This window comes from Paenarthrobacter sp. JL.01a (genome assembly GCF_025452095.1).
GTDB lineage: Bacteria > Actinomycetota > Actinomycetes > Actinomycetales > Micrococcaceae > Arthrobacter.
This window is the reverse complement of sequence record NZ_CP104877.1, coordinates 1,670,207-1,693,981: the sequence shown is the minus strand read 5'-3', so window position 1 is coordinate 1,693,981 and position 23,775 is coordinate 1,670,207. Positions and strand designations below refer to the sequence as shown.

Sequence of the window (23,775 nt, the reverse complement as noted above, 5' to 3'; positions counted from 1 at the left end):
AACACGCCTGCGCTCCTAGGCCCCCGATGCCGGTGGCGCGGCGGGCGGCGGAGGTACGTGGCCGTCGTCGTGCGCAGCGCCTGCCTGGGGCGCCTGCTGTGTTCCTGGCCTGTAGCCCTGGCCTGCCCAGTCCTGCTGCGGCGGTTGGGCTGAAGGCCCGACCGGCGGCTGGGACGCGGCGTAACCCTGCTGCTGAGCAGGGTAAGCCGGCTGGCCTGCATAGCCCTGCTGGGGCTGGCCGTTCCAGACCTGGCCGTTGGGTGCGGCACCTGCGAGCGCCGGCGACTTGCGGGAGGAATTCCTCCGCAACAGCACGAACAGCAGGACCAACGCCGCGGCGACCACCAGGACAGCCACCAGGGGCCAGATGATCCACATGGGAATGCCGGGGTTGGCCTCGGCCTTCACCTGCACTGCCGTTTCGTTGATCGAGAGCATGTCAAAAGTCGCCGTGTTGCCGTCGACAACTGCGCCCTTGGCCTCCACTACCTTCCCGGGGAAGGTGAACTTGACGGAGGCTTCGTCGAACATTGACTTGGCCATGCTGGCGGCCTGGGGATCACTGGCATCGGTGCCTGTGACGCTTCCCATCGACATGATGTAGAAGTCGCCGTCTCTTTTCAGGTCAAAAGGGTTCTCCGAGCTGGACGACTCGGCCAGCTTGGCCGGGTCGAGGTTCACTGCCGTGATCCGTTTGCCCTTGTACTTGTCGTCTTCGTAGTCCACAACAGTGGCACCCTCAGGAATATCCATTTCCTGGCTGCCGCTGCCGTTGGACTTCATGAATTCGTCGAAGGACTTGTCGCCCAGAACGGACTTCTGGATAGCGTAGACGACCTCATAGTCGACACTTTTTTCGTTGTTGACCTTCACCGACATGTTGAGCTTGACGCATCCGGTCAAGGCCACCATCACGGCTATCAGCACACCGATCACGCCCACGGCGCGTTTGACGTTCATTTCTTCTTTCCCCCATCCATCACCTGCACGAGTGAGTGCTGCAACAGCGTATCCCCGTCTGCCGGCCCCCGCCACACGCAACGGGGCTAGCATGGCTTCATGACACCCGGTCAACGCCTGCGGCAGGCAGCCAACGTGCTGAATCTGACCACACCTCTGGGCCTGGCGGTGGCCCTCGCCTCCCGCTCCACGCTCTCGAAGGGACCGCGAGGCCTCCTGATAGCAGCCGGGTACAGCTGGAAGCTTCCTTTCGCCGGCGCTTTTACAGTGGGGAACGTCATCCTGTACCGGGCACCGCACGGTATTGCGGGAAGCGACCCAGTGCTCCTGGGACACGAAGAACGCCACAGCACCCAGTACGCGTACTGCCTGGGCCTGCCCTTCTTCGCCCTCTATGGAGCAGCGGCCTGCTGGTCCATGGTCCGCACCGGGAACCCTGGAAGGGCGAACTTCTTCGAGCGCCAGGCCGGGCTGGAGGCAGGCGGATACGTTGAGTCGCCCAACCGCGGGCAGCATTGGCAGACCGACCATCGAATGGAGGCTTAGGCATGGAACGAACCATCACAGTGACCGGAACCGGAACCGCAACGGCGGTTCCGGACCTGGTGACGTTGACTCTCGGCGTCGAAACCCGTCGAGAGACCGCAGCGAAAGCATATGACGACGCCGGCAAGTCCGCCGCCGCCGTCGCCTCAGCTTTACGCGGTGCGGGGGTCGCAGACGCCGAACTGCGAACGAGTGGCTTGAACCTGCGCGCCGACCTCGTGTGGGCAGAAGGGCAGGGCCAGAAGGTGACGGCTTATGTTGCCTCCACCACCTTGCACGTCGGAATACGTACCCACGCTGAGGCGCCGGCCGCCATCGCAGCGGCGGTAGCCGCCGGTGGCGATGACATACGGATCACTGGGCTGGAGCAGGGCATGGCCGACCCTTCGGCTGTCACAGCACAGGCGCAGGAAGCGGCATGGCGGGACGCCGTGGCCCGTGCCGAACAGTACGCGCGTCTTGCCTCTGCCCGGCTGGGTTCCGTGGTCTCCATCTCCCAGCAACCGGTTCAAGGCGCCCACATTCCCATGGGCGGAATGGTCCGCGCCTCTTTCGCCGCCGAGGCGCTGCCGGTTGAGGCGGGTGAGTCTGCTGTCTCGGCCAGTGTCACCGTGCAATGGGAACTGATCTAGTGGATGGCCCCTGCCCCCAGCTTGGAATCGACCTGTGTGTTAAGCGAAGTCCTGACAACCACCGCAATCCCTTGGGCGGTGACGTCAAGCGGCATTGAAGGGGCCGAGCCGCCAGGGGGTACCTGCTCCGGAGCATAGGGAACGTGAATGAAGCCACCCCGGACGCCGGACCGGTTCGCCAACGAATGCATCAGGCCGTAGAAGAGGTGGTTGCAGACGTAGGTACCGGCCGTCTGGGAGATTTCGCCCCTGATACCGGCAATCTGGAGATTCCTGAGCGCGGCCTTGATGGGCAGACTGGAGAAGTATGCCGCCGGTCCCCCGGGGATGACTTCTTCGTCTATGGGCCGCTGGCCCTTGTTATCCGGAATCCTCGCGTCATCGCAGTTGATGGCCACGCGTTCAAGCGATATCCGGTCCCGGCCCCCTGCCAAGCCCACGGACACCACTACATCCGGGTTGAAACGGGATAGGGCGTCATCGAGAACCGATACCGATTCGCCAAATACGCATGGCAGCTCCAGGGCTTCAACGGCGAGCCCCTCAGCGAGTAGCATCTGGCGGGCGCGCTGGACGGCGAGCCAGGAGGGGTTGACGGTTTCCCGGCCGAACGGTTCGAAGCCCGTGAGCAGAATCATGGGCCAACCATAGCAACGCCTTACCCTCAACCCCGGGGCATGCGGATTCGGAGGCCTTGACATTGATTCGAACATACATTCGAATAGAGGGCATGAGATGGGACGCACAAGCAATTGCACCGACCCGGGAACCGGCCCCTGAAACGGCTGGCAGCCCGGCTCCAGGCCCTGCCCCGGCAATGGACGCCTTGCTGCCCCTGGCCGGGCTTGTGCGTTCCGTCTCTACACCCGAATTCTCCGGAGTCACCTTCCATGAGGTCACCGCAAAGTCAGTGCTCAACAAGGTGCCTTCCGGTTCAAACATGCCGTTCGAGTGGACGGTCAATCCCTATCGCGGATGCAGCCATGCCTGCGTCTACTGCTTCGCACGCAAAAGCCACACTTATCTGGAATTCGACGCCGGCCGGGACTTCGACTCGCAGGTGGTCGTCAAGATCAACGCAGCCGAGGTACTCCGCAAGGAACTTGCCAAGCCCTCCTGGGGACGCCACCAGGTAGCCCTCGGCACCAACACGGACCCTTATCAACGGGCCGAAGGCCGCTACGCCTTGATGCCAGACATCATCCGGGCCCTTGCAGATTCGGGCACACCGTTCTCCATCTTGACCAAAGGCACGTTGTTGGCCAGGGACATCCCCCTGCTGAAGCATGCCGCCACCATGGTTCCGGTGGATCTCGGGATTTCGCTGGCCATGACCAACCAGGACCTCGCTGCCCTGATCGAGCCGGGAACGCCCTCCCCCAAGGCGCGCCTGAAGCTCATTGCCCGCCTCCGGGAGGCGGGCCTGGGGTGCGGCGTCATGGCGATGCCCGTCCTCCCCTGGCTCACTGATTCAGACGAAGCCCTCGACTCCCTTTTCGCAGGGTTGGCCCAGGCTGGAGCTACCGGAGTCTCTGCCGGCGCCCTGTACCTGAAGCCCGGCACCCGCGAGTGGTACATGAAGTGGCTTGCTGCCGAACACCCGGAGCTGGTGGGCAAGTACCGGCGCCTCTACGGCAATGGCTGGTATGCCTCCAAGGAATACCGTGCGTGGTTGTCGGGCAGGACCAATTACTTCAAGGCCAAGTACGGCTTCACGGGTAGTTCCGGATTCAGCCACCGCAATGCGCGGTACACAGCGGCACAGGCAGCGTCACCGGCCGGGGCAGCAGCCGCTCCCCTGCCCGGACAAGAGTCTCTTTTCTAGGTTCCGCCGTCCGGCTCTCAGGCCGGCGCGGATACCCGCTCCAGCAATGCCCGGACGATGGGAAGGTCCGCAGGAATCCACGGAAGAGCCAGGGACTCCTCGTCGTCGACCAGTGTGACCCAGCGCAGTTCGTCGTGGTCTTCGAGCGCCACAGGCCGGCCGGCTGTTATTTCAGCGAACCACACGCGCATGCAGGCGCGCTTATTGAGGACCCAGCCTGCCACGCTCCCCGATTCCAGCTCCGGGCCGAGCTGAACCTCGATTCCCAGCTCCTCCGCGAGTTCGCGGTGCAGCGCCGCTTCCGGCGTTTCACCTGGTTCAACCTTGCCGCCTGGGAATTCCCACATGCCCGCAAATTGGGGTGGGGCCGTACGACGGGCAACCAGCAATCTTCCTGGCGCGTCCAACGAGTCGACAATAGCCGCACCAACGACGTTTATCACTGCAGTCACCGGAACAGTCTATGGGGCGACCACAGAGGCATGGTTACAGGGGTAACCCCTGGTCCAAGCAGCGAACTAGACTTGTTATCGGATTTTCTCCATTTTTCCCAGCTCAAACGTCGCCCCAGAAGCAGGTTTATGTCTACCACCGTGTCCCAGCCCGTCGCCGTCAAGAAGTCGGGGCGCCACCTTGGCTTGGCCATCCTGGCCCTGGCCATGGGCGGGTTTGCCATCGGCACCACAGAGTTCGCCATGATGGGCCTGTTGAAGGAGGTCGAGACGGGCCTGGGGATCAGCACCCCGCAAGCGGGCAGCCTTATCTCGGCCTACGCCCTGGGAGTAGTGATAGGCGCCCCCGTCTTTGCCGCCCTGGGAGCCAAGCTGCCCCGCAAGCATCTGGCGCTCGGCCTCATGCTGTTCCTTGCAGTGGCCAACCTGACGTCGTTCATTGCTCCGGACTACGGGTTAATGCTGTTGTCCCGCTTCGCCTCGGGCCTTCCGCATGGAGCGTTCTTCGGGGTGGCAGCCGTCATCGCTGCGGGCCTCGTGGCCCCCACCAAGCGCGGCTGGGCAATCTCCATGGTCATGGCCGGCCTGACGGTCTCCAACGTCATCGGAGTCCCCTTGGCCACCTGGGTGGGCCAGACTTTTGGGTGGCGCCTTCTCTTCGTCATTGTCGGCGCCATCGGTCTGCTCACGGTTGCCATGATGTGGAAGTTTGTCCCCTTCGAAGCCGCGCACCCGGACGCCAGCATCCGCCGGGAACTTGGAGCGCTGAAGAGGCTTCAGGTATGGCTGGCCCTCCTGATCGGCATCATCGGTTTCGGCGGCTTCTTCGCCGTGTACACCTACATCGCACACACCATGACGTCCGTGGCCGGTATCCCCGAGTACCTCATTCCCGCCGTCGTTGCCCTTTATGGTCTTGGCATGGTTGTCGGAAACATCATCGGTGGCCGGCTGGCGGACAAGTCCGTAATGGGTACCATCTACTGGGTCATGCCCGGTATCGCCGCCGCCCTGGTGGTCTACGCCATCGCAGCCCACTGGGCTTGGTCTGCCTTCCTGATGGCCTTCGTGGTCGGTGGCATCGGTTCGATGCTGACACCGGCACTGCAGACCAGGCTCCTCGATTCAGCCCCGGGGGCTGCCTCGCTGGCCTCCTCGCTGAACCACTCAGCCCTCAACATCGCCAATGCCCTGGGCGCCTTCCTGGGTGGCACGGTGATTGCCTGGGGCTGGGGTTACGTCGCCCCCGCCCTGGTAGGTGCCGTCCTCGCCCTCCTGGGCCTGGGCGTTGCTGTCATCAGTGGCATGGTGGAACGCAGGACCACCCCGACTTCCTGATCGGCAGCGGCATTAAACGACGAATGGCTCCGCATCCGCGGAGCCCTTCGTCGTTAATCACCTGGATTCACACGCTTACTGAAGTCACTAGGCCTGGGCCTGGACCCGCTCAATGTCGGGTTCGAGGTAGATGACCCGCGCGATCGGAACCGCCGCACGGATCCGTTGCTCGGCGTCGTCAATTCCCTTCGCGATCTCCTCGCCGGTTTCAGAAGCGCCCATGGAGATTTTGGCGGCCACCAGCAGCTCTTCCGGTCCGAGGTGCATGGTCTTGAGGTGGATGATCCGCGTTCCGTCGGCCTGCAGGGCTTCGGAGATGCGCTGGACGTCCTCCTTCGTGGCAGACTCCCCCAACAGCAGCGATTTGGTTTCCATGGCCAGAACCACGGCAATGGCGACCAACAGCAAGCCAATCATCGCGGTACCGAGGGCGTCCCACACTCCGTCTCCGGTGACCAGGGTCATGCTGACGCCGAAGAGCGCAAAGACCAAACCAAGCAGGGCGCCGAAATCTTCGAGCAAGATAACGGGAAGTTCCGGCTGCTTGGCGTTGCGGACAAACTTGACCCAGCTCTGCTTGCCGCGGATGTGGTTCGATTCGATGATTGCCGTGCGGAAGGAGAAACCTTCAGCGATGATCGCCCCTACCAGGACAGCCAAGGGAACCCACCAGAAGCCGCCTTCGATGCCGTGCGGGTGCTGGAACTTCTCCCAGGCCTCATAGAGGGCAAACAGGCCACCGACGCTGAACAGCACAATGGACACAATGAAGGCGTAAATGTAGCGTTCGCGGCCATAGCCGAACGGATGCTCCGGACTGGCAGCCCGCTTGGAACGCTTGCCCCCGACCAACAGGAGGACCTGGTTACCGGAATCGGCCACCGAGTGGATTGCTTCTGCGAGCATTGACGATGACGCCGTCAGGAAAAACGCAATGAACTTCAGAACAGCGATGGTCAAGTTAGCGGCCAGAGCCGCCACAATCGCTTTGGTACCGCCACCAGCAGCCACGAAAGCTTCACCTCTTCGGGTATGGGAAAGAATGGGAAAGGCCAAGAAGAGTCGTCATCGTCTGATCTTGCAAGCATTACCGTACCCGGCAGGGCGGTTTTTACACATTCTCCACTCTGGCGACCTGCTGCGAACGCGCACTGGCGTAGAGACACACGGTGGCCGCGGTTCCCAGGTTCAGGCTTTCGGCCGCCCCGTACACGGGTACGGCGACACGGTGGTCCGCCAGTGCCAGCTCTTCGTCCGACAAGCCTTGGGCCTCGTTGCCAAAGAGCCACGCGGTAGGGGCTTCCAGGGCGTAGTCGGACGCCACGGAGTCATTGCCCAGCCGCCGTGCGGCATTTTCGTCCTGAAGCTTGTCAAGGTTGAGGGTTCCATAGCCGTCAGCGGCCAGGATTCCGATCCCGCGTTCCCGGCACCGGGCCACCAGTTCTTCGACGTCCACGCCCAGGACGACTGGAAGGTGAAAAAGTGAACCGGCAGTGGAACGGACAGCCTTCGGGTTGTAGATGTCCACACTGGAACCGGTCAGGACGACAGCATCCGCCCCCGCCGCATCAGCGGCACGAAGCACCGTGCCGGCATTGCCGGGGTCACGCACCTGGCACATGACCGCGAGAAGCCGGGGACCGGCGTCGAGCACTGAGTCGAGGGTGACGTCCACAAAACTGCAGACAGCGACGATCCCCTGGGGGTTGACTGTGTCCGCCATGGCGGACAGAACGTCATCGCTCGCCAGCCGGAGCAACGTACCCTGCGCCAGGTCGGCGAGCTCGGGCAGGCGGTCAAGACACGCCTCGCTGGCAAAGACTTCATGCACGACGGCGGCCCCACCGGCCGCCGTGCGCTCACGGTGCAGGGTCAACGCCTCACGCACCGCCTGCGGACCTTCAGCAAGGAACCGTCCGCGTTTTAAACGCGCCGGGCGCCCGGCAAGCTTGGCGACATCCCTCACCCGATCTGCTCGGGGGTTGGTCATCGTAAAGTCTTGCGGGCGCCCGGTTTCGTTCATATATAGAACTTTAGTGGCAGTTGCGACTAGTTCTTGATCTGCTGGCGGGCTTCGCCGCCGGCCGGCTCGAAACCGGCAGCCTTTGCAGCTTCGACCGTGGAGAACCAGTACTCAGCAGCGGTGGTGTTGTACCAGGTGGAACCCGGCACGTGGTACTTCTTGGACTCGGCGTTGCCCTTGATGGCGTAGCCTTCCGGAGCCTCGTCACCATCAGCGGCAACTGCGCCGTCGATGGCCGGCTTCTCGGAAACGACAGCCTTGACAGCCGGCGCGGTAGCAACAGCCGGAGCAACCTTGGCCTTCGGGGCAGCCTTGGCAGCCGGAGCAGAGGTGTCGGCCGGGAGGGCACCCTTGGCAACGTTCACCAGAGCGGCGAAAGCATTGGCGTCGGAGACAGCCAGTTCGGCCAGCATACGGCGGTCAACCTCAACCTCAGCAGCCTTCAGGCCCTGGATGAGACGGTTGTAGGTAAGGCCGTTGGCGCGGGATGCAGCGTTGATACGCTGGATCCAGAGGCGACGGAAGTCGCCCTTCTTCTTGCGGCGGTCGCCGTAGCTGTACACAAACGAGTGCAGCAGCTGCTCTTTTGCCTTGCGGTACAGGCGCGAACGCTGACCGCGGTAACCCTTGGCGCGTTCGAGGACAACCCGGCGCTTCTTGTGGGCGTTTACCGCCCGCTTCACACGTGCCACGTGCGTACTCCTTCAGAAATCTTTATCCCAAGCTGCTACTGCCGGAATTCCGGCCGGCCTGAGAAGGCTTTTGGTGTAGTCGGTTCCTGCCGGATGGCAGTAACCAAAGAACTTGGAACTTAGAGGCCGAGCATCTTCTTGATGACCTTGGCGTCACCCTTGAAGACGAGCTTGTCGCCGGCAAGGCGACGGGTCAGCCTGGAGGACTTGTGCTCCAGGTAGTGACGGCGGTTGGCCTGCTGACGCTTCAGCTTGCCCGTACCGGTCAGCTTGAAGCGCTTCTTAGCACCGCTGTGGGTCTTCATCTTCGGCATGGGAACCGATCTCCTTACGTATCCACGGACAAGTCCGCGATTCTTTCGCGCAGCCGGCCAACGGGGGCCGACGTGCTGGTTGCTTGCCGGTGGAGGCGAGGCCTCCGCGGCGTTGAACTAGGTGGTCTTGCGTGCTGCAGGCTTCGGAGCGGCCTTGGGGGCCGCAGGCCGGGCTGCGGGCTTGGGAGCCGCCGGCTTGGCGACGGGCTTGGGCGCCGAAGGAACAGCAGGCTTGGGAGCCGGCGCTTCCTCAGCAGGGGCTTCTTCAGCCACAGGGGCTTCTTCGGCCACAGCCGGTGCTTCTTCCACCGCCGGTGCTTCTTCGGCCACCGGAGCTTCAGCAGCAGCGGGGGCTTCGGAAACCTGGGCTTCAGCGGCTGCGGGAGCTTCAGTTGTTGCTTCGGCAGCCGCCGGAGCGTCCTCCGTGGTTTCCGCTTCGGCAACCTTAAAGCCTTCGGGCAGAAGGTCCGCGATGCTCTGCGTCAGCGGAGCCTGCTCCCCCGTGGTGTCCACGCGGGCTGCGGCCTTGGCTTCGTTCTGGGCCTTGGCTTCTGCGCGCTGGCTGGCACGGCGGGCTTCGGCCTTGGCTTCTGCCTTGTTCTTCAGCGGTCCGATCACCATGACCATGTTGCGGCCATCGATGCGCGGGCTGGACTCGATGACGCCAACCTCGGCCACATCTTCAGCGAAACGCTGCAGCAGGCGGATGCCCATTTCAGGACGCTGCTGCTCGCGGCCACGGAACTGGATCATGGCCTTGACCTTGTCACCGGCTCCGAGGAAGCGAAGAGCGTGCCCACGCTTGGTTTCGTAGTCGTGCTTGTCGATCTTGAGGCGGAAACGGATTTCCTTGAGAACCGTGTTGGTCTGGTTCTTGCGGGCTTCGCGCGCCTTGACTGCAGCTTCGTACTTGTACTTGCCGAAGTCCATCAACTTGCAAACAGGAGGCTTAGCCTGCGGCGCAACTTCAACGAGATCGAGATCGGATTCGGCAGCCAGACGCAGTGCGTCCTCGATGCGGACAATTCCTACCTGTTCGCCGGCAGGACCGACCAGCCGCACCTCGGGGACGCGGATACGCTCATTGATTCTTGGCTCGCTAATGTTAAAGCTCCTGTGGTTGTGGTGGTGTCACCGGCAAAAAGAGAAGGCCCCCAATTGCTGGTGCAATCGAAAGCCTCGAGGATCGGCTGCACTTCCCCAACGGGAAAGTACACACAGCCGGGGATAACCCCGGAGTGTCCGACCAGGTACCCGGCAACCTCTTGTCCCGTAAGGGAATCCTGTCCCCGGAGGGAAACGGCTGACGCGGGTGGGAGAGAACTCCGCTTGCAAACTGAAAGACAATTCTACAGAAACAACCCGCCAAGCGCACATTGCGGTGGCGGGACTGTTGGCTACAGATCTTCACCGCGGATATACATGGTGAAAATCCTGGTGAATAACGACTTCCAGTCGGTCTGTGACAAGCTTACCAGTATGAGCACTGAAGACAGCAATTCCCGCAACTCCTTCGGCGGAGACGCCCCCGCCGCTGATGCCGGGGTCTCCCAGCAGATCCGCGACATCGCCGAGGTTCCGGCCGTGGAAGTCATCACCACCGGCGCCGTTCACCTGATGAGCGCCGCAGCCGTCAAGGTTGGTCTTGCCGACGACCCCAACGCCGAAGACCTCAAAGACCTTGACGAGGCCCGCAAGCTGATCACCGCACTTGCCGGACTCGTATCGGCCGCGGCCCCCGAAATTGGCTCCCAGCATGCCGGACCGTTGCGCGATGGCCTGCGCTCCTTGCAGCTGGCCTTCCGCGAAGCCTCCATCATCCCGGACGCCCCCGGCAAGGGCCCGGGCGAAAAGTTCACCGGACCGGTTAACTAGCCGCGGACTGCCTGGATAACCACCGACGGCGGGTCGACCACATTGGTCGGCCCGCCGTCGTCGTCTGATGGCTTTGTTGCGCCTCAGACCCGGGCGGCACGACGACGGATGGACGTCAGGACCAAACCCGTCGCGCACAGCGCGACGCCGGCAATCCCCACCGCCGCGAATCCCCCGGACGGGCCGACATTGTCGATGAAGACCCCGGCCAAGGGGGCACCCAAAGCGACACCGGCGGTGAGGGCAGAGCCGTACCAACCCATGGCCTCGCCGCGCCGCTCCTCATCCACCAGGTCCGCTACCTTCTCGGAGGACGCGGACAGGACCGGGGCACACAACAGGCCCGGAAGGAGCGAGAGGAACGCAAGGGTCCAGGTGTCATGGGCGAAGCCCATCGGAATGGTCAAAGCGGCCATGCCCAGCAGGAGGATCATGGGCGAAACGGACCGCTTCATCGAGCCGTAGATCAGGCCGCCGACCACCGAGGCCGCACACCAGAAGAAGAAGACGATGCCGATTTCATTTTGGTGCCCGCCCCGCTCCAGCAGCCCCACAATGCTGACGTCGGAGCCGCTGAGCACCATGCCGGAACCGGCCGCTACTGCGAAGAGCGCAGCAACGGAAACCGTAAACCAGGTGAAGTTCCTGGCCACCCGGTTCTTCAGAGCCGAAGTACGCGAGTTCGCGGATGCCATCTCGGAGGCCGCTTCCTGGACGTGCGCAGGAGCCGAAGCGACCATAGCGGCCTCCGCCGCGGCCAAATCGGCAGACTCCCGATCAGCGGACTCCTCCGGCGTGCACGCAACCTCGCTCCGGGTCGGAGGGTTGAACCACATCAGGAAAAGTCCGGCCACGGAAACGGAGACACCAACGGCTGTGAGACCGAGGGCCGAGTAGCCGCTGGTCGCCACCACGGCGCCCACAGCCGGACCAATCATGAAAACCAGCTCGGTGGCAATGGAGTCCAGGGCGAACGCCGACCGGCGCTGTTCCCCATCCACGAGGACACCCAGCGACTGCCGGACAACGCTGAAGATCGGCAAGGTAAAGAGGCCGCCGACAAACACCAGCGGCAGAAGCCACTGGTAGGAAACATGCGGCACAACCGACCAAATCACGGTCTCGAAAATGACTGAAGGGATCAGGGCTTTCCGCAGCCCCACCATATCCACCCTGCGGCCACGCCAAGGTGCCCCCAAAGCGATGCCGATGGTCATGACGGCGGCCGCCGCACCCGCAGCGGCATACCCTTGCCCAAGTGTCAGGACGATGTGAAGTGTCAGGAGCACCCCGGCAGCGGAATGCGGGATGCGGGCAATCATGCCCACCACCAGCAAGCGCCGGACAGGCCGGATGGACAGCATCTCTTTGTAGAGAGCGAAGTTCACTCAATCCTCATTTCCCCGGGCAACCCCGGGGAACCGGAACTGCCATTAGTGCGGCGCGGGCTCCTGTGCTGCACGCTGCAGTTTGATCTCCATGGAATCGACACCCTCGGCAAAGGAATCCATGCTTGCCCATGCTTCGTTCAACTGGCCGACAAGCGTCTGCACCGCCGCGGCATCCAGCCCGTCCTCAAGGAAGAGCACCACACGCAGCTCCGGACCGGCACCGCCGCCTTGCACCTGACGTCCGTCGGACGTGAGGGATGCGACGCCACCACCAGCCTGCGTCTCAAGGCGCCGGACCGCGGTGAAGCCTGAAATTGTCGAAACGAGAGCAGTCTCCAGTTGATCATCCAGGTATGACGGCGTCCAGTCCTTCTGCTGGGCCAGAGCCCACAGCGCCGGGCGCCTGACCACGAAGGCGAACTCGGAACCGGGATCCACAACCAACAGCTGGGCGCCTTCCGATACCGCCGAAAGCGCCGCCCGCGCGGCGTAAACAGCTACCGGGCGCGCCTGCGGGTGCCACAACTCCAAGGCAGCCGCGGAGGTGAACACCGGCATTGCCGTCCGGCCGTCGGGAGCCTTGAGTGTGACCAATGCCATATCGGCCTGTTTGTCGGCATGCAGTCCGTCGACACCTTCGGCTTCCTCGGCCAGTTGGGCCACCACCGGAACAAAGACCCGGGCAGTCGCAAGGGAGGCTACTACTTCGGCCTCGCCGCCGGTGCCGTTGAGCAACTCCCCTATGGCGGCGACGTAACCGGCGGCCGCGCTTCCATCGTCGTCGTCGAAGTTGTGGATCCTGGCGTCGTCACCGGCCAGGCTGCGTCCGGCCCACGGCTGACCCGCCGAGTCCGTCGCCCCGCCCGCGCCGGCCAACGCGGCCGCAATGTGACCGGGCAGTTCACGCTTTTCCGGCCGGCTGGATTCCGGCTGGTTTGATTCCCGCTGGTTGGATTCCGATTCAGCTGAATGGCGGCCCATCAGCGGCGGCCGGCCACGTCCAGGGCTTCGGGCAAGGTGAAGGCGCCGGCATACAGAGCCTTGCCAACAATCGCACCCTCAACACCGAGCGGCACCAGTTCGCGCAGGACCCGGAGGTCCTCCAGGCTGGAGATACCGCCCGAAGCCACAACCGGCTTGCCGGTCTTCTCCACCATCTGGCGCAGCAGATCCACGTTGGGGCCCTGCAAGGTGCCGTCCTTGGTCACATCCGTCACAACGTAACGGGCACACCCTGCGTCCTCGAGCCGGGCCAGCACCTCCCACAGGTCCCCGCCCTCCTTCGTCCAGCCGCGGCCGGCAAGGGTGGTACCCCGGACATCAAGCCCGACGGCGATCTGGTCACCAAAACGCTCGATCGCCCGCTTGGTCCAGTCCGGGTTCTCCAATGCAGCCGTACCGAGGTTCACCCGCGCAACGCCCAGTTCGAGGGCACGCTCAAGGGATGCGTCATCCCGCAGGCCGCCGGACAGCTCAACTTTGACGTTGAGCTGCGAGACAACCTCGCTGATGAGCGCGGCGTTGTTTCCCCGGCCGAAAGCAGCGTCCAAGTCAACCATGTGAACCCACTCCGCCCCGGCATTCTGCCAGTTGAGGGCTGCCTCGAGGGGAGTTCCATAGCTGGTTTCCGAGCCTGCCTCTCCTTGCAGGAGGCGCACCGCCTGGCCGTCGACAATATCGACGGCAGGCAGGAGTTCCAGGACGGACTGGGAGGAGGTGGTCATGAGGGTCCTTGCAGTGTGAGGGTTCGCCGGCGTACCACGCCGCGATTCAGTTGGCGGGAAGTGTCAGGAGGTAGGCAGCCAGCAGGGACATCCCGGCCAGCATGTAAAAAGAAATGGAAACCCAGCGGGGCTTCTTCTGTTGATGGAAGGAGACTCCCCCACCCACCAACAGTCCCGCCAGGCCCATAAGGACTACAGACCACATTCAGGCAGCACCGCTCCCGGACGATTCCGGAGCGGGCTTCCGCAGGCCCTCGACCCAGTTGCGCAGGAGCCTTGCTCCGGCATCCCCTGATTTCTCGGGGTGGAACTGGGTAGCGCAGAGTGGACCATTCTCGACGGCGGCAATGAACCGTGCGCCGTGCTCGGACCAGGTAACCATCGGAGGCGCCATGCGGGGCTGGACAACGTCGAAGTTCCACTCCTGCACCCCATACGAGTGCACGAAGTAGAAACGTTCCTGCTCGACCCCTGCGAAGAGTTTGGAACCTTCTGGGACGTCCACAGTGTTCCAGCCCATGTGCGGCACCACGGGAGCCGGAAGCAGCTCCACCTTGCCGGGCCATTCAGCCATGCCTTCGGACTCGGTGCCGTGCTCGACACCGGCTTCGAAGAGAACCTGCAAACCCACGCAGATAGCCAGCACCGGACGCCCACCGGCAACACGGCGGCCAATCATCCGAATGGCATCAACGGCTTTGAGCTCCTTCATCACGGTCTCGTAGGCACCGACTCCGGGAACAACCAGCCCGTCGGCGTTGAGCACGTCCTCCGGCTTGGAGCTGAGCAGTACGTGCGCCCCTGCCCTTTCGAGGGCGCGGACGGCGGAACGGACGTTGCCGGATCCGTAATCCAAAACCGTCACCGTCGGCTTGCCCTCCGGTGACTCAGGCTTCACCGAAGCGGTGGCGTCGGCCACTGCTCCGTCTTTCAAAAACTGGCCGCTCACAGGGCCCCCTTGGTGGACGGGATACCCTCAACACGGGGATCGGACTCAACAGCCGCGCGGAGTGCACGCGCGAACGCCTTGAACTGGGCTTCGACAATGTGGTGCGGATCGCGGCCCGCGATAACGTTCATGTGCAGGCAAATCCCAGCGTGCAAAGTAATCGCCTCGAAAACGTGCCGTGTCAGTGAACCTGTGAAGTGCCCGCCGATGAGGTGGTACTCCTGCCCGGCGGGCTCACCGCCGTGGACCAGGTAGGGGCGGCCGGAAACATCCACGACGGCGTGCGCCAAGGCCTCATCCAGCGGCACGGTGGCTTCGCCGAAGCGACGGATGCCGGCCTTGTTGCCCAAAGCCGTACGCAGGACCTCGCCAAAGGTAATAGCGACGTCTTCCACGGTGTGGTGGGCATCGATGTGGGTGTCACCGGTAGCCTTGACGGTCATGTCGATCAGCGAGTGCTTGCACAGGGCGGTCAGCATGTGGTCGTAGAAGGGTACTGAGGTGCTGATGTCCGAAATGCCGGAGCCATCCAGGTTGATTTCCACTAGCACGGAGGACTCGCTGGTGGTGCGCTCCATGCGGGCAGTGCGGGCAGCGGACGGCGTAGCGCCGGTTTCGCTCATTGGGGAACGTCCTTCTACAGGGAGGATGGATTGGTCTATTGACAAGTTTAGACGCGCTGGGAAACCGCGCCGCCCAGGAGGGCTTCCAGCGCCTCCAGGAAGGCAGTGGTTTCCGGCTCGGTTCCGGCCGTGACGCGCAAGTGCCCGGGGATGCCGACATCGCGGATCAGCACGCCGGCATCGAGCAGGCCCTGCCAAATCGTGTGGGGATCCTCCAGCCCGCCGAAAAAGACGTAGTTGGAGTCCGACGCCGCGGGCTTGAGTCCCATGCGGATAAGTTCGGTCACGATGCGATCCCGCTGGACCTTGATGTCTTCGACGTCGGCCATAAGGGCTTCGCGGTGCGTCAACGCCGCGAGGGCGGTGGCCTGGGTGATGGCCGAGAGGTGGTACGGGAGTCGTACCAGCCGGATCGCGTCTGTCACCTCCGGGGCCGCAGCCATGTAGCCAAGCCGTGCTCCAGCCAAGGCGAACGCCTTGCTCATGGTGCGGGAGACGATCAAACGCTCGCGCCCGGGCAGGAGGGTCAGGGCACTGGGAGTGTTGTCGTGGGCGAACTCGTGGTAGGCCTCATCCACGATCACGATGGCCTGGCTTGCTTCGCCGGCTTCGTACACAGCCTCAACCACATCCAGGGTCAAACCTGTGCCCGTTGGATTGTTCGGCGAGCACAGGAAGACGATGTTGGCCTCGGTCTCACGGACCTGTTGGGCTGCCGACTGCGCATCCAGTCCGTAGTCGTCGGCACGAACGCCACGGACGTACTCAGTGTCCGTTCCGCTGGCGAGCAGCGGGTACATGGAGTACGTGGGAGGGAAACCAAGGGCTTTGCGCCCCGGGCCGCCGAATGCCTGGAGAATTTGTTGCAGGACTTCGTTGGAGCCGTTGGCAGCCCAGATGTTGTCCGCAGAAAGGCCGTGGCCGAGATACTCCGCCAGGGCTACCCGAAGGTCGGTGAACTCGCGGTCGGGGTAGCGGTTCAAGCCAGTGGCGGCGGCTGCTACTGCCTCTGTAATGGCCGCCTGCACATCGGCAGGGACCCCATGGGTGTTTTCGTTGACATTGAGCAGTACGGGGACATCGAGCTGCGGTGCGCCGTAGGGGCTCAATCCACGCAGGTTGGTCCGGAGGGGAAGTCGGTCAAGTCGCTCAAGCTGCTCACTCACTACAACAGTTTAAGGGGCCACTGCGACTGCCGAGTAACTGTGACGTACGGGCGGAGCAAAGACACAAGTATTGCGGGCATCAGTGGGCCGGTACGAACAACTGCTGCCCCGGCAGGATCCGGCCACCGCGGAGGTCGTTCAGCTGGATGATTTCGGCAATGACTTCGCGTGGGTCCCGCTCCGGAGCGGCAGCACCGGCAATACCCCACAGCGACTGGCCGGGCTGCACTGTCACGGACACTGCAACGGGCGGCTGCAACTGCACCTGGGAGTCCGATGCCTTGGCTGGCGAGGTGATAACCCCGGCGAGGCTAAGGAGCGCAGCCACCAGGAGCATGGCAGGGATTCCGAAGAAGACCATGCGGCCCCGGCGGGTGAGGCGAAGACGTGCGGGCGCCGGTGCGGTACGGAAATCAGCGAACGAAGTGATTGCGGACATGAGCTGAGCCCTTCTGAGCTATTGCGCCGCTCCGGAGGCCCCGGAGCAGCGCTGCCAATTCTTTGTGTTCCTCCCGGCGACGCCGGATGTTCGAACGGCTTGTTCGAACATCCACCATCAGCGCGAGGTTTATAGAACACATATTCGAACCTTGCTATGACATTTTTAGCACTTATCAACGAACGGTGTCGAGACTCGCTAGAACAAATGTTTGATAAACGCCTGTGCCTGCCCTACGTTTGAGTGAAGAAACAGCACTGTTTCAGTGGAACAGGAGGGTCTGACATTTTTTCCAGGCCCTGCATCCCCGGCTCTCTTCGGGGCGGAAGGAAAGGCATTGGCGAACATGGCAGCAAAAGCCACAGGCGGCGGGGCACCCCTGCGAAGCCAACAGCCCCAAAAGACTCCCAAGAGCCTGACCGTACGTCAGAAGAAGATCCTGGAGACCATCCAGCGCTCAGTCAATGACAACGGCTATCCGCCCAGCATGCGCGAAATTGGGGACACCGTGGGACTGGCCAGCCTGTCCAGCGTGACTCACCAACTGTCACAGCTGGAAAAACTTGGCTACCTCCGCAGGGACCCCAAACGACCCCGCGCCATGGAGGTGCTGATGCCCCTGACCCTCGACGGCGGCCCGATCCCGGGCGTCGAGGCTCCGGCAACGCTGCGAAGCGCCGGCGGGATGGCCGTCACCGAACTGGCAAGCGCCAGCGACACCGCCATGGTTCCGCTGGTCGGCCGCATTGCAGCAGGTGGGCCGATCCTAGCCGACCAGACCGTTGAGGACGTGCTCCCGCTGCCCAGGCAGCTCGTGGGACACGGTGAGCTCTTCATGCTCAAGGTCGCCGGAGACTCCATGATCGATGCCGCCATCTGCGACGGTGACTGGGTGGTTGTCCGCCGTCAGAACGACGCCATCAACGGCGACATCGTGGCGGCGCTGCTCGATGATGAAGCCACCGTGAAAACGTTCCGTCAGCGGGACGGACACACCTGGCTGCTGCCCCAGAACACCCAGTACGAACCCATCCTCGGCGACCAGGCAACCATCATGGGCAAGGTCGTGTCCGTACTTCGCTCCATCTAGCCTCTCAGGCCTTCCGGGCGGATCCCAGGCGCTCCAGGACGCCGCGTACCACCGAACGGTCCGTCGTGGCCCAGAAGGGCGGCAGAGCGGCCCGCAGGAACCCTCCATAGCGTTCTGTCGAGAGCCGTGAATCCAGGACGGCCACTACCCCCTTGTCCCCCGTTGAACGGATCAGGCGCCCCGCGCCCTGCGCCAGCCGGGTGGCAGCGTGGGTGGCCGAAACCGCCATGAATCCGTTGCCGCCGGACTGCGCCACCGCACGGGAGCGGGCAGTCATGAGGGGGTCATCGGGCCGCGGGAACGGAATCCGGTCGATGACCACCAGGCGGCATGAACCGCCTGGCACGTCCACTCCCTGCCACAGGGACATGGTTCCGAAGAGGCATGTGTCCGGCTCATCGGCGAACTGCTTGACCAGGGCCGCCATGGTGGACTCGCCCTGGCAGAGGATGTCCACATCAAGGCGCAGCCGCATGGCTTCTGCTGCCTCTTCGGATGCCCGCCGTGATGAGAACAGGCACAGCGCTCCACCGCCCGATGCCCGGATCAGGTCTTCCAGCTCATCCAGGGCCTCAGGGGATGTTCCGCGGCCGGGTTTGGGAAGATGCTTCGCTACGTACAGCACCCCTTGCTTGGGGTAATCGAACGGCGAACCGACGTCGATACCTGTCCAGCTGGGGGCGCCGTCACCAATCAGGCCAAGACCCCCGGCGGCGGGTTCAAAAGCCGAGCCAATGGCCAGCGTGGCCGAAGTCAGCACCACCGTGTGGTCGGCGAACAAGCCTTCGCGCAACCGGCCGGCGACGCTCAGCGGGGCGATGTTGATCAGCGCCGGCGCGGTCTCGTCAGGCTGCGAGTATCCCTGTTGGGGATCAAAGGTGCTGTTACGGGAAAACCAAACTACTTCCCGGTTCTCCTTGGCCGCGAGCATCCGCTCGCACAGCTCGAGGATGAGCATGAGCCGGGACCGCGCCAGCTGCCTGCCGCCGTCTGCGGCATTCGAGGAATCTGTCTTCGAATCGGACAGAGCAGCACGTGTGGCATCGCGCAGTTGGTCCAGGCAGTCGAGCTGTTCGTCGTTCAGTCCGTTGGGCAACAGGCCGTTCGGGACCCCGGCGATGGCCATATCAAGGCGATCGGCAGCTGCGTTGAGGGCATCGACCGTAATGGCCGTGTGTTTCCGTGCACTGGAGGCAGCCGCATGGACCATGGCCACTGACAACTGCCCTGACACCGCACCGGTCACGCGGTCCTGCAGTTCGTGGGCTTCGTCAACCACCACGACATCGTATTCAGGCAGGACGGCCAAGCCCTCGAAGGCGCTGACGGCAAGCATGGCGTGGTTGGTGACAACGACGTCGGCCTCAGCGGCCCGGGCCCGGGCCAGCTCGCTGAAGCACTCCTCCGCGAGTGGGCATTTCTGGGCCCCCAGGCACTCCATGGACGTCACAGACACCTGTCGCCAGGCCCGGTCCGTGACGCCGGGCATCAGTTCATCGCGGTCGCCCGTGGCAGTCTTCTCAGCCCATTCACGAAGGCGGACTACTTCCTTGCCAAGCTGTGATTGCGGTCCTCCCATGGACGCCGCGAAGTGCGGAACACTGGTGTCCTCGCCCAGGGAGAACAGTTGGCCTTCCGACGGCTCTTCACTGGGAAAGCCACCCTCGAGCTTCTGCAGGCAGACGTAGTTGGCACGGCCCTTCACGAGCGCCACGTTGACCGGCCGCTCGAGTGCGGGGTTGATGGTCTCCAGCAACCGCGGCAGGTCCCTGCCGACAATCTGGGTCTGGAGAGCCAAGGTGGCGGTGGACACGAGCGTCGGTTTGTCGCTGTCCATGGAATGTGCGATCAACGGAATCAGGTAAGCCAGAGACTTACCTGTTCCCGTTCCCGCCTGGACCAGCAGATGCTCCCCGTTTTCGATGGCCCGGGTTACGTGCTTGGCCATTTCGTGCTGGCCGGCACGGCTTTGCCCGCCCATGCCGGCCACAGCCCGGTCCAACAGTTCGAGGGTGGTCTTCTCCCCCACCGACTCGACGGCGTCCGCCGCCACCTTCTCAACCATTGCTGACGAATGACTCCAGTTCGGCTGCCAGTCCTTCACGGACCATGACCACGATGCGTGTGCCGTGTTCCTCGTGGTCAATGCTTAGGATTTCCGAATCGGAGCTGTGCAGCTTGCTGATCAGCTCGCCGCGATCGTAGGGAATCAGCAGCTCAAGCCGCACACCCGGGCGCGGAATGGACTGGCTGATGTCCTCCAGCAGTTCAGCGATTCCCTCGCCCGTACGGGTGGAAACCACGGCGTGACGGGGTTCTTTCTGCTTGAGGCGCTCAACCACGAAGGGGTCTGCCACATCAACCTTGTTCAGGACGATGATTTCGGGAACCTTGCGTGCATCCACCTCGGAAAAGACAGCGCGCACTGCGGCGATCTGCCCCTCGGGGTCCGGGTGTGAAGCGTCCACGACATGAAGAATGAGGTCCGCGTCAGCCACTTCCTCCAGTGTCGACCGGAAGGCCTCTACCAGTTGGGTGGGCAGGGAACGCACGAAACCCACGGTGTCGGCCAAGGTGTAGCCGATGCCGTCGGGGGTTTGCGCTTTGCGGACGGTCGGATCCAACGTGGCGAACAGGGCGTTCTCCACCAGGACACCGGCGTCGGTCAGGCGGTTCAACAACGAGGACTTACCGGCGTTGGTGTACCCGGCGATCGCGACGGACGGAACAGCATTACGACGGCGGTTGGCACGTTTGGTCTCGCGGGCCGGCTTCATCGCGGCGATCTCACGCCGCAGTTTGGCCATGCGCGTACGGATTCGGCGACGGTCCAGTTCGATTTTCGTTTCACCGGGACCACGTGAGCCCATGCCGGCACCGGCACCACCGACCTGGCCACCGGCCTGTCGGGACATGGATTCACCCCAACCACGAAGGCGTGGAAGCAGGTATTCCAACTGGGCGAGCTCCACCTGGGCCTTGCCTTCGCGACTCTTGGCGTGCTGGGCGAAGATGTCCAGGATGAGCGTGGTCCGGTCGACGACCTTGACCTTGACAATGTCCTCCAGCCCGCGTCGCTGGGACGGGGCCAGTTCGGTGTCTACGACGACGGTATCGGCACCCGTGGCGGCGACGATGTCTTTGAGTTCCTGTGCCTTGCCGGAGCCGAGGAACGTTCCGGGGTCAGGCTTCGTGCGGCGTTGAACCAGACCGTCGAGGACTTCCGAGCCTGCGGTTTCTGCCAGGGCCGCCAGTTCACGCAGGGAGTTCTCCGCGTCGGCCAACGTGCCTTCTGTCCAAAGGCCGGCCAGGACGACGCGCTCAAGGCGCAGCTGCCGGTATTCAACTTCGGTGACGTCTTCGAGTTCGGTGGACAGTCCTGCGGTACGGCGCAGGGCGCGGCGTTCGGCGAGGTCTTCCTGGTCGCCGTCGAAAATGCTGTGCTCTTGGTCCAGGGTTGAAATGGCCTGTGCCTTGCCGAACACGCCATTGGCGTCGTTGTCGTCGGATGCGTGCGCGGGGACATCCTTGGAAAGAATCCGGTCGATGACGGCCTGGATTTGTTCAGGACTCATGTCCTGGGCGTCGGAATCGGATCCGGAATGATTCTGGGTGGTCATGGTCTCCTTAGACTGTTCGGCAATTCCAGAATAGTGCTGTTTGTTGCTGGATGGGGCGCTCTTCGCGCTGGGCTGACCGGCTTGGGCCAAAATGGTCTCCTGTGTGCTGGACGCCGATGGCTCACTGGGCTCTGGCGTCGGTGATCTGGTGGATCCGCGGGAAGGCCTCGGCGTGTCGGAAGTCCTGGTACTGCCCCACGGATCTGCCGTCAGGCGATGTGATCCTGGAAACAGGGCGGGGAGCGATCTTCTGAGCGTCCGGCGCCACGGAGTCGTGGAGGCGGACTGTTGCCGGTGGGACCTGCCTGGCGGAAAGGCCGTGAGCCGGGCATTGGAGCCAAGCCGGGCCTGCATCGCGGGCGGTGCCGTCGAACGCCTGCAGTCCAGGCGTGGATTCGGCGAATTACTCAAAGATCAAGAACATGGACTAAATACTATCAGCCCTGTCAAACCGGGCCCCGGTCGAAGGCAGTTTCCCAAGGCGCCGATAGCCAACTAATCTGGCAAATTATGGAGTCTGCACACTATTTCACCGCCCAACCGGCTGGACCGTTCACCCGCAAGCCGCTCACGGTGGAGCTCGCCGGTGCTACGCGCCACCTGCAGACCTCCTCAGGAATCTTCAGTCCCGACGGTATCGACAAGGGTACGGCGATCCTCCTGTCGGATGTCCCGCCCCCGTCGCCCCGTGGCAACCTTTTGGACATCGGCTGCGGTTGGGGTCCTATTGCCCTGACGCTCGGGCTGAAGGCAGCCAATGCCCGTGTCTACGCCGTGGATGTCAACGAGCGCTGCGTGGTGCTGACCAACGAGAATGCGGCCGCACTGGGCCTGGACAACGTAACGGCAAGCTTGCCGCAGGAGGTGGACCCCGCCGTCGAGTTCGACACTATCTGGTCCAATCCCCCGATCCGCATCGGCAAGGACGAGCTGCACTCCCTGCTGCTCACCTGGCTGCCCCGGCTCGCTCCCGGCGGGAACGCGTGGCTGGTGGTTCAAAAGAACCTGGGTTCGGACTCCCTGCAGCGTTGGCTGGCAGCTGAATTGGACGAGTCGTTCACGGTGTCCCGTGAGAGCACCTCCAAGTCCTTTAGGATCCTTCGCGTCAGGAAAGCGTCCCGCTAGCCACAATGACGGCAGGGCCACTGAGCTCTACGTGCTCGCGGCCGCCTGCGCCGGGGAAGAATTTCACATCGACGACGCCGCCAGGCACGTTTACATGCCAATCGTTGGGAGCGGTGCTGCCCGCCCAGTGGCGGATCGCCACTGCCGCTGCACAGGCTCCGGTGCCGCAGGATTGGGTCTCCCCCACGCCGCGCTCATGCACGCGCATGGTGATGGTTCCCACTCCGTCCTCCACCAGCGGTTCGGCGGGGACGACGAATTCAACATTCGTGCCATTGGCCGGTTTGGGATCGACCACGGGTGCTTTGAACAGCTGTGTAGCCGAGAGCTCGCTGAGTTCAGCCAAGGCAACAACCGTGTGCGGGTTGCCCATGCTGACTGAGAGGCCGGGACGGGCCACTTCGAGGCCGTCGGCGCTGACCAGGGCGTCCATCGCCTTGCTCGTTGCCTCGTCAGGGAAGATGAACTCCCAGGGACCCATGTCCACGGCGTACCCGTTGGCCGTTCGAACCACCTTCTTGACACCTCCACGGGTGCCGATCGTCAGGATTTCACCCGGGCCAAGGTCCACCAGGCCCTGTTCGCTGAGGAAGTGGACAAAGACCCGCACGCCATTGCCACACATCTCTGACAGGGAGCCATCGCCGTTGCGGTAGTCCATGAACCACTCTGCTGCGGAATCCACCTCCAACAACGCCCGGCCTTCCGGGAGGAACCGGGAAGGAACGGCTCGGATGAGGCCGTCGCCGCCGATGCCGGTGTGGCGGTTGCACAGTTGGGCAACCTGCTCGGCAGTGATTTCGTGTGCGTCCCCGGGATCGGCAATCAGGACAAAGTCATTGCCGGTTCCATGCCCCTTGGAAAACGCCAATCCGGCCAGGCTTGATGTGGCATTGGTGGTCTCGGCAGCAGCGGGCTGGCGGGTGGGAACTGCGGCGTTTGCATCCATGGAATCAAGGCTACCTTCCACGCCTGTTCGGCCAGAAATTGC

General features: G+C 63.4%; 26 protein-coding genes. 7 read left to right on the top strand and 19 right to left on the bottom strand.

Features of this window, described 5'->3' with window-relative positions:
• Positions 1-15 precede the first annotated feature (15 nt).
• Positions 16-960: an LppM family (lipo)protein gene (locus N5P29_RS08080; protein WP_262278083.1), complete on the bottom strand. Its 945-nt coding sequence runs from the start codon at positions 958-960 to the stop codon at positions 16-18.
• Between the two features lie 99 nt (positions 961-1,059).
• Between N5P29_RS08080 and N5P29_RS08075 the strand changes: the two genes are divergently transcribed.
• The gene (locus N5P29_RS08075) at positions 1,060-1,506 is read left to right on the top strand and encodes a hypothetical protein (RefSeq protein WP_262278082.1); all 447 of its coding nucleotides are present in this window, start codon (positions 1,060-1,062) and stop codon (positions 1,504-1,506) included.
• Positions 1,507-1,508: 2 nt separating this feature from the next.
• Entirely contained in the window at positions 1,509-2,138 is a 630-nt protein-coding gene (locus N5P29_RS08070; protein WP_262278081.1) for an SIMPL domain-containing protein, read from the top strand.
• Here the strand turns inward: N5P29_RS08070 and pcp are convergent.
• Positions 2,135-2,776, bottom strand: a complete 642-nt coding sequence (pcp, locus tag N5P29_RS08065) for a pyroglutamyl-peptidase I (protein WP_262278080.1) — start codon at positions 2,774-2,776, stop codon at positions 2,135-2,137. The two genes, N5P29_RS08070 and pcp, sit on opposite strands and share 4 nt — an antisense overlap.
• A gap of 92 nt (positions 2,777-2,868) precedes the next feature.
• Here pcp and N5P29_RS08060 point away from each other — a divergent pair, with 92 nt between their 5' ends.
• The gene (locus tag N5P29_RS08060; RefSeq protein WP_262278079.1) at positions 2,869-3,963 is read left to right on the top strand and encodes an Rv2578c family radical SAM protein; all 1,095 of its coding nucleotides are present in this window, start codon (positions 2,869-2,871) and stop codon (positions 3,961-3,963) included.
• Between the two features lie 17 nt (positions 3,964-3,980).
• Here the strand turns inward: N5P29_RS08060 and N5P29_RS08055 are convergent, their stop codons facing one another.
• Entirely contained in the window at positions 3,981-4,415 is a 435-nt protein-coding gene (locus tag N5P29_RS08055) for a (deoxy)nucleoside triphosphate pyrophosphohydrolase (protein ID WP_315973382.1), read from the bottom strand.
• Positions 4,416-4,544: 129 nt separating this feature from the next.
• Here N5P29_RS08055 and N5P29_RS08050 point away from each other — a divergent pair, with 129 nt between their 5' ends.
• The gene (locus N5P29_RS08050) at positions 4,545-5,753 is read left to right on the top strand and encodes an MFS transporter (protein WP_262278078.1); all 1,209 of its coding nucleotides are present in this window, start codon (positions 4,545-4,547) and stop codon (positions 5,751-5,753) included.
• Positions 5,754-5,840: 87 nt separating this feature from the next.
• On the opposite strand, the gene N5P29_RS08045 is transcribed toward N5P29_RS08050, so the two are convergent.
• From N5P29_RS08045 to infC, 5 genes are all read right to left on the bottom strand, one after another.
• Positions 5,841-6,764 carry a cation diffusion facilitator family transporter gene (locus N5P29_RS08045; RefSeq protein WP_262278077.1) on the bottom strand — a complete coding sequence of 308 codons (924 nt, stop codon included), beginning with the start codon at positions 6,762-6,764 and terminating at the stop codon, positions 5,841-5,843.
• Between the two features lie 100 nt (positions 6,765-6,864).
• Positions 6,865-7,776, bottom strand: coding sequence for a TrmH family RNA methyltransferase (locus N5P29_RS08040; RefSeq protein ID WP_262278076.1), 912 nt, complete (start codon positions 7,774-7,776; stop codon positions 6,865-6,867).
• Positions 7,777-7,802: 26 nt separating this feature from the next.
• On the bottom strand, positions 7,803-8,468 hold the full coding sequence (gene rplT / locus N5P29_RS08035) for a 50S ribosomal protein L20, sunset domain variant (RefSeq protein WP_144663063.1): 666 nt from the start codon (positions 8,466-8,468) through the stop codon (positions 7,803-7,805).
• Between the two features lie 119 nt (positions 8,469-8,587).
• A complete protein-coding gene (gene rpmI / locus N5P29_RS08030) occupies positions 8,588-8,782 on the bottom strand; it encodes a 50S ribosomal protein L35 (protein WP_262278075.1) in 195 nt (64 codons plus the stop codon).
• 117 nt (positions 8,783-8,899) lie between these two features.
• Entirely contained in the window at positions 8,900-9,844 is a 945-nt protein-coding gene (gene infC / locus N5P29_RS08025; protein ID WP_262278074.1) for a translation initiation factor IF-3, read from the bottom strand.
• Positions 9,845-10,261: 417 nt separating this feature from the next.
• On the opposite strand from infC, the gene N5P29_RS08020 reads away from it, so the two are divergent.
• Entirely contained in the window at positions 10,262-10,657 is a 396-nt protein-coding gene (locus N5P29_RS08020) for a DUF1844 domain-containing protein (protein WP_026267346.1), read from the top strand.
• Positions 10,658-10,740: 83 nt separating this feature from the next.
• On the opposite strand, the gene N5P29_RS08015 is transcribed toward N5P29_RS08020, so the two are convergent.
• The 8 genes from N5P29_RS08015 to N5P29_RS07980 all read right to left on the bottom strand — a co-directional run bounded on the left by N5P29_RS08015 (position 10,741) and on the right by N5P29_RS07980 (position 16,949).
• Entirely contained in the window at positions 10,741-12,045 is a 1,305-nt protein-coding gene (locus tag N5P29_RS08015; protein WP_262278073.1) for an MFS transporter, read from the bottom strand.
• A 45-nt stretch (positions 12,046-12,090) separates the two neighbouring features.
• Positions 12,091-13,029 (bottom strand): SseB family protein, encoded by a 939-nt coding sequence (locus N5P29_RS08010; RefSeq protein ID WP_262278072.1) that lies wholly within the window; start codon positions 13,027-13,029, stop codon positions 12,091-12,093.
• Positions 13,029-13,772 (bottom strand): bifunctional 1-(5-phosphoribosyl)-5-((5-phosphoribosylamino)methylideneamino)imidazole-4-carboxamide isomerase/phosphoribosylanthranilate isomerase PriA, encoded by a 744-nt coding sequence (priA, locus tag N5P29_RS08005; RefSeq protein WP_262278071.1) that lies wholly within the window; start codon positions 13,770-13,772, stop codon positions 13,029-13,031. The genes N5P29_RS08010 and priA overlap by 1 nt, the downstream gene beginning before the upstream one ends.
• A 46-nt stretch (positions 13,773-13,818) precedes the next feature.
• Entirely contained in the window at positions 13,819-13,977 is a 159-nt protein-coding gene (locus N5P29_RS08000) for a CG2302 family histidine operon protein (protein ID WP_262278070.1), read from the bottom strand.
• Positions 13,978-14,721 (bottom strand): imidazole glycerol phosphate synthase subunit HisH, encoded by a 744-nt coding sequence (hisH, locus tag N5P29_RS07995; RefSeq protein ID WP_262278069.1) that lies wholly within the window; start codon positions 14,719-14,721, stop codon positions 13,978-13,980.
• Positions 14,718-15,344, bottom strand: coding sequence for an imidazoleglycerol-phosphate dehydratase HisB (gene hisB / locus N5P29_RS07990; RefSeq protein ID WP_262278068.1), 627 nt, complete (start codon positions 15,342-15,344; stop codon positions 14,718-14,720). Before hisB ends, hisH begins: the two co-directional genes overlap by 4 nt.
• Before the next feature lie 47 nt (positions 15,345-15,391).
• Positions 15,392-16,510 (bottom strand): histidinol-phosphate transaminase, encoded by a 1,119-nt coding sequence (locus tag N5P29_RS07985; protein ID WP_262278067.1) that lies wholly within the window; start codon positions 16,508-16,510, stop codon positions 15,392-15,394.
• A 79-nt stretch (positions 16,511-16,589) separates the two neighbouring features.
• Positions 16,590-16,949, bottom strand: coding sequence for a LysM peptidoglycan-binding domain-containing protein (locus tag N5P29_RS07980; protein WP_262278066.1), 360 nt, complete (start codon positions 16,947-16,949; stop codon positions 16,590-16,592).
• A gap of 346 nt (positions 16,950-17,295) precedes the next feature.
• Here N5P29_RS07980 and lexA point away from each other — a divergent pair, with 346 nt between their 5' ends.
• Entirely contained in the window at positions 17,296-18,039 is a 744-nt protein-coding gene (lexA, locus tag N5P29_RS07975) for a transcriptional repressor LexA (RefSeq protein ID WP_262278065.1), read from the top strand.
• Between the two features lie 4 nt (positions 18,040-18,043).
• On the opposite strand, the gene N5P29_RS07970 is transcribed toward lexA, so the two are convergent.
• Both N5P29_RS07970 and hflX read right to left on the bottom strand, forming a co-directional pair.
• Positions 18,044-20,104: an ATP-dependent DNA helicase gene (locus N5P29_RS07970; RefSeq protein WP_262278064.1), complete on the bottom strand. Its 2,061-nt coding sequence runs from the start codon at positions 20,102-20,104 to the stop codon at positions 18,044-18,046.
• Positions 20,097-21,659, bottom strand: a complete 1,563-nt coding sequence (hflX, locus tag N5P29_RS07965) for a GTPase HflX (RefSeq protein WP_262278063.1) — start codon at positions 21,657-21,659, stop codon at positions 20,097-20,099. The genes N5P29_RS07970 and hflX overlap by 8 nt, the downstream gene beginning before the upstream one ends.
• A gap of 510 nt (positions 21,660-22,169) precedes the next feature.
• Between hflX and N5P29_RS07960 the strand changes: the two genes are divergently transcribed.
• On the top strand, positions 22,170-22,784 hold the full coding sequence (locus N5P29_RS07960; RefSeq protein WP_262278062.1) for a class I SAM-dependent methyltransferase: 615 nt from the start codon (positions 22,170-22,172) through the stop codon (positions 22,782-22,784).
• On the opposite strand, the gene dapF is transcribed toward N5P29_RS07960, so the two are convergent.
• Positions 22,765-23,733 (bottom strand): diaminopimelate epimerase, encoded by a 969-nt coding sequence (gene dapF / locus N5P29_RS07955; protein ID WP_262278061.1) that lies wholly within the window; start codon positions 23,731-23,733, stop codon positions 22,765-22,767. The genes N5P29_RS07960 and dapF overlap by 20 nt on opposite strands.
• Between the last annotated feature and the right edge of the window lie 42 nt (positions 23,734-23,775).